Source organism: Protofrankia sp. CiP1_Cm_nod3 (assembly GCF_982290655.1).
This window is the reverse complement of sequence record NZ_CEVIVD010000051.1, coordinates 26,634-33,217: the sequence shown is the minus strand read 5'-3', so window position 1 is coordinate 33,217 and position 6,584 is coordinate 26,634. Positions and strand designations below refer to the sequence as shown.

Sequence of the window (6,584 nt, the reverse complement as noted above, 5' to 3'; positions counted from 1 at the left end):
CTCTGGAGGGGCACGCCCGTCACGGAACCGCCCGGCCCGCCCGCCGCCGGCCCACCATCCTTCGACGCGCCCGCCGCCGGTTCCGTGACGGGCGTGCCCCTCCAGAGCGCGCCGCTTCCGAGCGCGCCGCCCGAGATGCCCGGCTCGTCCGTCCTGGCCGCTCTCGACGCCGAGCAGCGTGCCGCGGCGGCCGTCACGAACGGCCCGTTGCTGATCGTCGCCGGGCCGGGGACCGGCAAGACCCGCACCCTCGTCCACGCGATCGCGTACCGGGTGCGGGAGTGCGCGGTGCCGGCCGAGCGGTGCCTGGCGGTGACCTTCACCCGGCGGGCCGCGGCCGAGCTGCGTGAACGGCTCGACGCGCTCATCCCCCAGCAGGCGTCGCGCGTCTTCGCGACCACCTTCCACGGCCTGGGGCTGCGGATGGTCCAGGAGCAGCACGCCCGGCTCGGCCTGGGGCCCGGCGTCACGGTCGCGGACGAGGCGGTGCGCGCGCAGGTCCTGCGGGAGGCGCTGGCCGGCACGGCGTCGGGGGCGCGCAACCTGGAGCGGCTGCGGCGCGCGCTGGCCGGGCTGCGCCGTGCCCGCGCGCTCGGGGAGCCCACCGACGGGCACGAGCTGGCCGTGCTGGCGCGGGAGTACGACCGCGGGCTGCGCGCGCGCAACCTGGTCGACCTCGACGACCTCGTCCAGCTGCCCGTGCTGGCGATGCGGGAGCATCCCGAGGTCGCCGACGAGTACCGGGCGCGCTGGCAGCACGTCTGGGTCGACGAGTACCAGGACGTCGACGAGCTGCAGTACGTCCTGCTGACCATGCTGGCCGGGCGCTTCCGCGACGCCTCGCCCGCCCGGTCGGCGCGGTCGGTGCCGTGGCAGGCCGCGTCACCGGAAGCACCGGAAGCACCGGAGCCATCGGAAGCACCGGGGGCGTCGGAGCCATCGGAGGACGTCGCTGGCGGGGATTCCGCCGCCGACGGCGCGACCGGCGCGTGGCCGGCGGCGAACCTGTGCGCGATCGGCGACCCGGACCAGGCCATCTACTCCTTCCGCGGCTCCGACGTGGGCTTCTTCCTGCGTTTCCGGGACGATTTCCGGGACGCGGAGGTGGTGTCGCTGACCCGCAACTACCGTTCCACACCCATGATCGTCGATGCCGCCGTCCGCCTGATCGAACCGGCCACCCTGGTGCCCGGCCGGACCCTGCGCGCCGTCGGGCACCATCCGCGCAGCGCCCCGGTGCTGCTGCGCCGTACCGCCGACGAGGCCGACGAGGCATCGGTCGTCGTGGGCCTCATCGATGAGGCCCTGGGCGGCACGTCCTTCCACGCGCTGGACACCGGCGTGGACGGGACGGAGCAGGCCCGGCTGTCCTTCTCCGACATCGCGGTGCTCTACCGCACGGCCCGCCAGGCCCGGCCGGTGATGGACGCCCTCGACCGGCAGGGGTTCCCCTTCCAGCGCCGGTCCCACAACCGGTTCGCGGACACCCCGGGCGTCGCGTACCTGCTGGAGCTCATCGGCGACGACACGCCGGCCGGCGGGATTCCCGCGCCTTCCCCGCTCCCGGCAGGCACCGCGATCCCGGCGGGGACGGCACCGGCCGGCCCTCCGGTAGGTCCGACGCCCACCGGGCCTCTCGTGGGCGCGGTGCCGGCGCGGGGCCGCGGCGTTCTCGCGCGGCTGCGGACGGCGGCCCAGACCGCGCTCGAGCACGCCGCGGCCCTGCCCGGCCGCGGCGGCGGCACGGCGGCATCCTCCGGCAGCCCGTCCGGGACAGCGCCGGGCACCCGGGGCGGGCCGGTGCCGCCGGGCGGGTCCGCGCCGCAGCCTCCGGCCGGACCGCCGAGCGAGGCCGAGGTCCGGTACGCGCTGGACGTCCTGACCCCGCTGGCCACCGAGTGCGGCGACGACCTGGAGCGTTTCCGCTCGGAGATCGCGCTCGGTGCGGAGGTCGACACCTTCGACCCCCGGGCGGACCGGATCTCCCTGCTGACGCTGCACGCCGCCAAGGGGCTGGAGTTCGGGTTCGTCGTCATCATCGGCTGCGAGGACGGCCTGCTGCCGCTGCGCTGGGCGGGCACGTCCCCGTCCGGCGTGGTCGCCGGTACGAGCGGGGCCGGCGGACTCACCAGGAGTGACAGCGACGACAGTGACGAGGAGGAGCGGCGGCTGCTGTTCGTGGGCATGACCCGGGCCCGGGAGCAGCTTGTGCTCACCCACGCGGCCCGCCGTGGCCGGCAGGTGTCCGAGGTGCGGCCGTCGCCTTTCCTGGATGGCCTGGGCGCGCCGCTGCTCGAGCGCCGTTCCGGCCCGCTACGGCCCCGCCGGGCCCGCCCGGACCAGGGACGCCAGCTCCGGCTGATCTGACCACGGCCGGGTCGGATCATGGCTGGTCCGGCCGGCGGCCCCGGCCCCCCGAAAACGCCGGCCGAGCAACACGGATGTGTCCTGAAATCGCGTGACCGAACACTGTCGAATCGTGAAAGCGAGGGGACGGCCGGCCGGCTGTCGAGCCTGTCGCGGAACCGTGCCGGTCAGGGGCGGCAATCAGCCAGAAGCGGCAATCAGCCAGAAGCGGCAATCAGCCAGGGGCGGCAATCAGCCAGGGGCGGCAATCAGCTGGACTCCGCCGGGACGGTCACCGGCCGCTGGCGGGTGAACGCGGCCCGCCGGGCCCGGGTCCGGCGCTCTTCGGTCTTCTTCACCGGGCCCTTTTCGGCAGGCTCTTGTCGCCGCGCACTGTCGCAGCTGTTTTCGTGGCTACTTTCCCTTGTTTACTTTCCCTGGTTCGTGCCAGGCGTGGAAGTGGCGCCCGGCACGAAAAGGGCAGGGGCGTCTCGCTCGTGACGGCTGGTCGGCCGGTGGCCCGGGTGCCCGGGCCACCGACGGCCCGGTCCGGTAGTGGTTGCCGCCGGGCGTGAGCCGCCGGGTAGCGCCGGTGCCCGGGCCGTCAGTCGTCCGCGGACACGGCCGCGGCGCCGTCGGCCGGTCAGCGCCGGCGGAAGACCATGGCCAGGTTCCAGGTGGCGACCTCCCGCAGGCCCGGGACCCGCAGGATCGGCCTGGTCCAGGCCGGCAGGTAGCGCGGCATGGCGGTTACGACGTCGATCCCGTGATGGTTGTAAGGCCCACTCCAGGGCATCGGCCACCGCCACCGGGAACAGGCTGCTGCCGTAGCGGTTCTTCGGTGGGGTCCCGGTGCGGCGCTCGTAGCGCCGGGCCGCGCGGTGGCCGCCGAGGTAGTGCCAGGGCGCGGTCTCGTGCCCGCCCCAGGGCGAGAGCCAGTTGGTGAAGCTCAGGAAGATCACCCCGCCGGGCCGGGTGACCCGCACCATCTCCTCGCACATCCGCCACGGGTCCGGCACGTGCTCCAGGACGTTCGACGAGTAGCAGATGTCCACCGAGGCGGTGGCGAACGGCATGTCCAACGCGCTGCCGAGCACCCGCCCCGGCTCCACGATGCCACCGGCGCTCAGCTCGGAGATGTCCGGCTCGACCCAGAGGTAGTGGGCGCCGGCCTGCCGGAAGGCGGTGCGGAAGTAGCCGGGGCCGCCGCCGACGTCCAGGACGAGCGAGCCGGCCAGCGTGGTGAAGTGGCTGAGCTGGTGCACGGAGTCGGCGGCCAGCAGCGAGTAGAAGCCGGCCGGCTCGACCGGCTCGCGTCGGGCGGCGCGGAAGAGCCGGACGGAGCGTCCGATCGAGGTGCTGGCAATCGGCGCCGGCGCACGGCCCGTGGGCGCCGGTTCGGGATGTGCTGCCTGTGTCGCCGCTGCCCGTACCGGGGCGGCCGGAGCGGACGGGGCTGCCGGCGTACAGACCGCCGACGCCGGTTCCGGGGTTTCCGGCGGCCTGCCGCCGGCGGTGGGATGTGTATCTGGAGCGGGATGTGTATCTGGAATGGATGAGGATCCGCGAGGGGCGGACACCGTCTCGGCCATGCCAGGGACACTAACACCCCTGGCCGCGGCCAGAATGTGACTTGTCGGACGCTTTTGTCCGAATCAAGGGAATTCTTTGGTCGCAGCCCGGGACAATACGTGATACTTATTCGTCTTTATAAGAGAAATCGAAGGCATGCTGGCGGACCGACGGCCCGGTTTCCGGCCGCCGTGATTCACTCGCTGAGATTCACCGGTCACGGATGACGACAGCCACCTACTCGGAGTGATCATGATTGAGCTGGTCGCCGGTGCCAACCGGCCGTTGCCGGATGGCACCCTGTCCGTTCACGTGGCCGGGCCGTTCGACCTGTCGCTTCTTATCACCAGTGGTAACGGGAAGGTCGCCGGGGACGGCGACTTCGTCTTCTACAACCAGCCGTCCGCGCCCGGGGCCCGGCTGGCCGGCGACGGCGCCAGCATCGACCCGGCCCGGCTGCGTCCCGCGGCAACCAGGGTGGTCATCGCCGTGAGCCCGGCCGACACCGGCGTGACGCTCGGACAGCTGCCGCTGCCGGTCCTGGACGTCCGTGGCCGGGGCGGCGCCCCCGTCGCGCGCTTCGCCCCGCCGCGGCCACGGCAGGAGACCGTTCTGCTGCTCGCGGAGATCTACCAGCGTGAGGCCGGGTGGAAGATCCGGGCGCTCGGTCAGGGCTATTCCGACGGCCTCGCCGGGCTGGTCCGCGACTTCGGCGTCCAGGTCGACGACGACGGTGCCGCGCCGGCGGGCCCACCGGTGATCCCGCCGCCTGCACCGGCACGGCCGGCCGCCTCACCCGCCGCCGGTGGGGACATCAGCGGGGGCATGGTCCCGCAGGTCGTGGCACTGGTGAACGCCGAACGCGGCAGGGCGGGCCAGCGCCCGCTCACCGCGGACGCCTGCCTGGCCCTGGCGGCGCAGCGGCACAGCGAGGACATGGCGGCGAACAGCTACATGGACCATGTCAGCCTGGACGGCCGGACAATGACCGACCGTGCGGCCGCGGCCGGTTACCGCTACCGGATGCTGGGCGAGAACGTGGCGGCCGGCCAGAACAGCCCGGCGGAGGTGATGACCGGCTGGATGAACAGCCCCGGGCACCGCCGGAACATACTCAACGGGGATTTCACCCAGATCGGCGTCGGCTGCGCGCGCGGCGGTGATTACGGCATCTACTGGGCCCAGGTTTTCGGCACGCCCGCCTGCTGAGAAATCCAAGGTGACAGGAAATCAGAAGTGACAGGAAATCGGAAGGGAGGGCAGGCCGCCGGATCGGCCGGCCGAGTCCGCCGGCTGCGTCACCGCCCTGTGACCGGCGCGGATCGACCGGTCGCGGTGACGCGGCCGATCCGGCGGGCCCATACCGGCCCCGGTGGCGCCGCGGCCCTGTCGGCGGTTACGGGGCCTGCTGGTAGATGTGGACGTAGTCGATGTCGACGCTGCTGGGGAACCGGGTGGCGCTGTTGGGCGCACCACCCCAGCTGGAGGGGCCGCCCACGTCCAGGTTCACCATCAGGTACATCTTCTCCGAAGGAACCAGGTTTGTCAGGCGGCCGGTCTGCACGCCGTCGATGTAGAAGGTCAGCGCACCCGGCTCCCACCTGGCGGCGAAGTTGTGATAGTCGGCGCTCCAGTCCGCATGCCTGGTCTTGAACTGGTTCTCACCGCCGTGCTTGGTGTGCAGCGTCTGGAAGATGGTTGTCTGGTCCTCACCGATGAATTCCATGATGTCGATCTCATCGAGTGTGTAGGCCGGGTTGTACAGCCAGATCGCGGGCCAGAACCCCTTGCCCTTCGGCAGCCTGGCGCGGACGTCCACATAACCGTAGGTGAAGAAGTACTGCTGGTCGCTGTTGATGATGCCGCTGGTGTACGGGAATATCCTGCCGTTGAAGTTGTAGGGGGTCTGGCTGGCGGTCAGGTGCGCATTGCCATCGCTCTGCGTCACCGCGGACGGCGAGTAGCAGTTCTGCGACCCGTGGTTGCCGGAGTTGGCCCCGCACTGGGCGCCCTGCCAGACGTTGGTGACCCACTTGGCGGGGTCCAGCACGGATGCGTTGAACTCGTCGCCGAACACCAGGCGCCAGCTGTCGTCGAGTCCCGGCGGCCGGCTGGCGGGGGCGGACGCGAGCGGCGGGCGGGCCGGGTTCGCCACCAACGGAGCGACCAGGGCCTGCGCGGGCGCTGCCTGCTGCGTCGGCCCCTCCGCGGGCGCCGACGGCTGAGCCGGCTGGCCGGCCGGGGCGGCGGACGCGTCATGCGACGGACGCGCCGCCAGGTAGGCCCTGGCAGCCTGCTGCGCTATGGACGAGGTGGGGGGCGCGGAGGACTCCGGTGACGTGGACGTACGAGGGGCCTGGCAGGCCGCGAGAGCAACACCCAACGGCAGTGCCAACGCCGCCGCCAGGAGCCGCCGCCGGGTCCTGAACCTGGATCTGATCGGTGCGGAGGACAGAAGTCTGGGCAACATGAGTCCTTACATGTCCGGTCCCCTCCGGCGGAGGGGAGCGTAACACGCCCCTGTGCGCACACCTAGCGCCGACAAGCAACGTTCCAGCATGCTAACAACAATCGATCTGTTTTTAGGATGAAATACCACGATAGATCTTCTTTTCCGTCACCGTCCGTCGTCGTTCCTGCCAGGATCCGTCGTCCAGTAGCGGATG

At 72.0% G+C, this 6,584-nt stretch carries 4 protein-coding genes; 2 read left to right on the top strand and 2 right to left on the bottom strand.

What is annotated here, in order from left to right; genetic code table 11:
• Positions 1-2,367: ATP-dependent helicase (locus tag AC5LUJ_RS12140; RefSeq protein ID WP_493464955.1), on the top strand; the 2,367-nt coding region annotated here is incomplete at its 5' end.
• A gap of 407 nt (positions 2,368-2,774) precedes the next feature.
• Here the strand turns inward: AC5LUJ_RS12140 and AC5LUJ_RS12135 are convergent.
• Positions 2,775-3,611: a class I SAM-dependent methyltransferase gene (locus AC5LUJ_RS12135; RefSeq protein ID WP_493464954.1), complete on the bottom strand. Its 837-nt coding sequence runs from the start codon at positions 3,609-3,611 to the stop codon at positions 2,775-2,777.
• A 559-nt stretch (positions 3,612-4,170) separates the two neighbouring features.
• Between AC5LUJ_RS12135 and AC5LUJ_RS12130 the strand changes: the two genes are divergently transcribed.
• The gene (locus AC5LUJ_RS12130) at positions 4,171-5,127 is read left to right on the top strand and encodes a CAP domain-containing protein (RefSeq protein ID WP_250287280.1); all 957 of its coding nucleotides are present in this window, start codon (positions 4,171-4,173) and stop codon (positions 5,125-5,127) included.
• 187 nt (positions 5,128-5,314) lie between these two features.
• Here the strand turns inward: AC5LUJ_RS12130 and AC5LUJ_RS12125 are convergent, their stop codons facing one another.
• Positions 5,315-6,385: a glycoside hydrolase family 16 protein gene (locus tag AC5LUJ_RS12125; RefSeq protein ID WP_250292495.1), complete on the bottom strand. Its 1,071-nt coding sequence runs from the start codon at positions 6,383-6,385 to the stop codon at positions 5,315-5,317.
• Positions 6,386-6,584 lie beyond the last annotated feature (199 nt).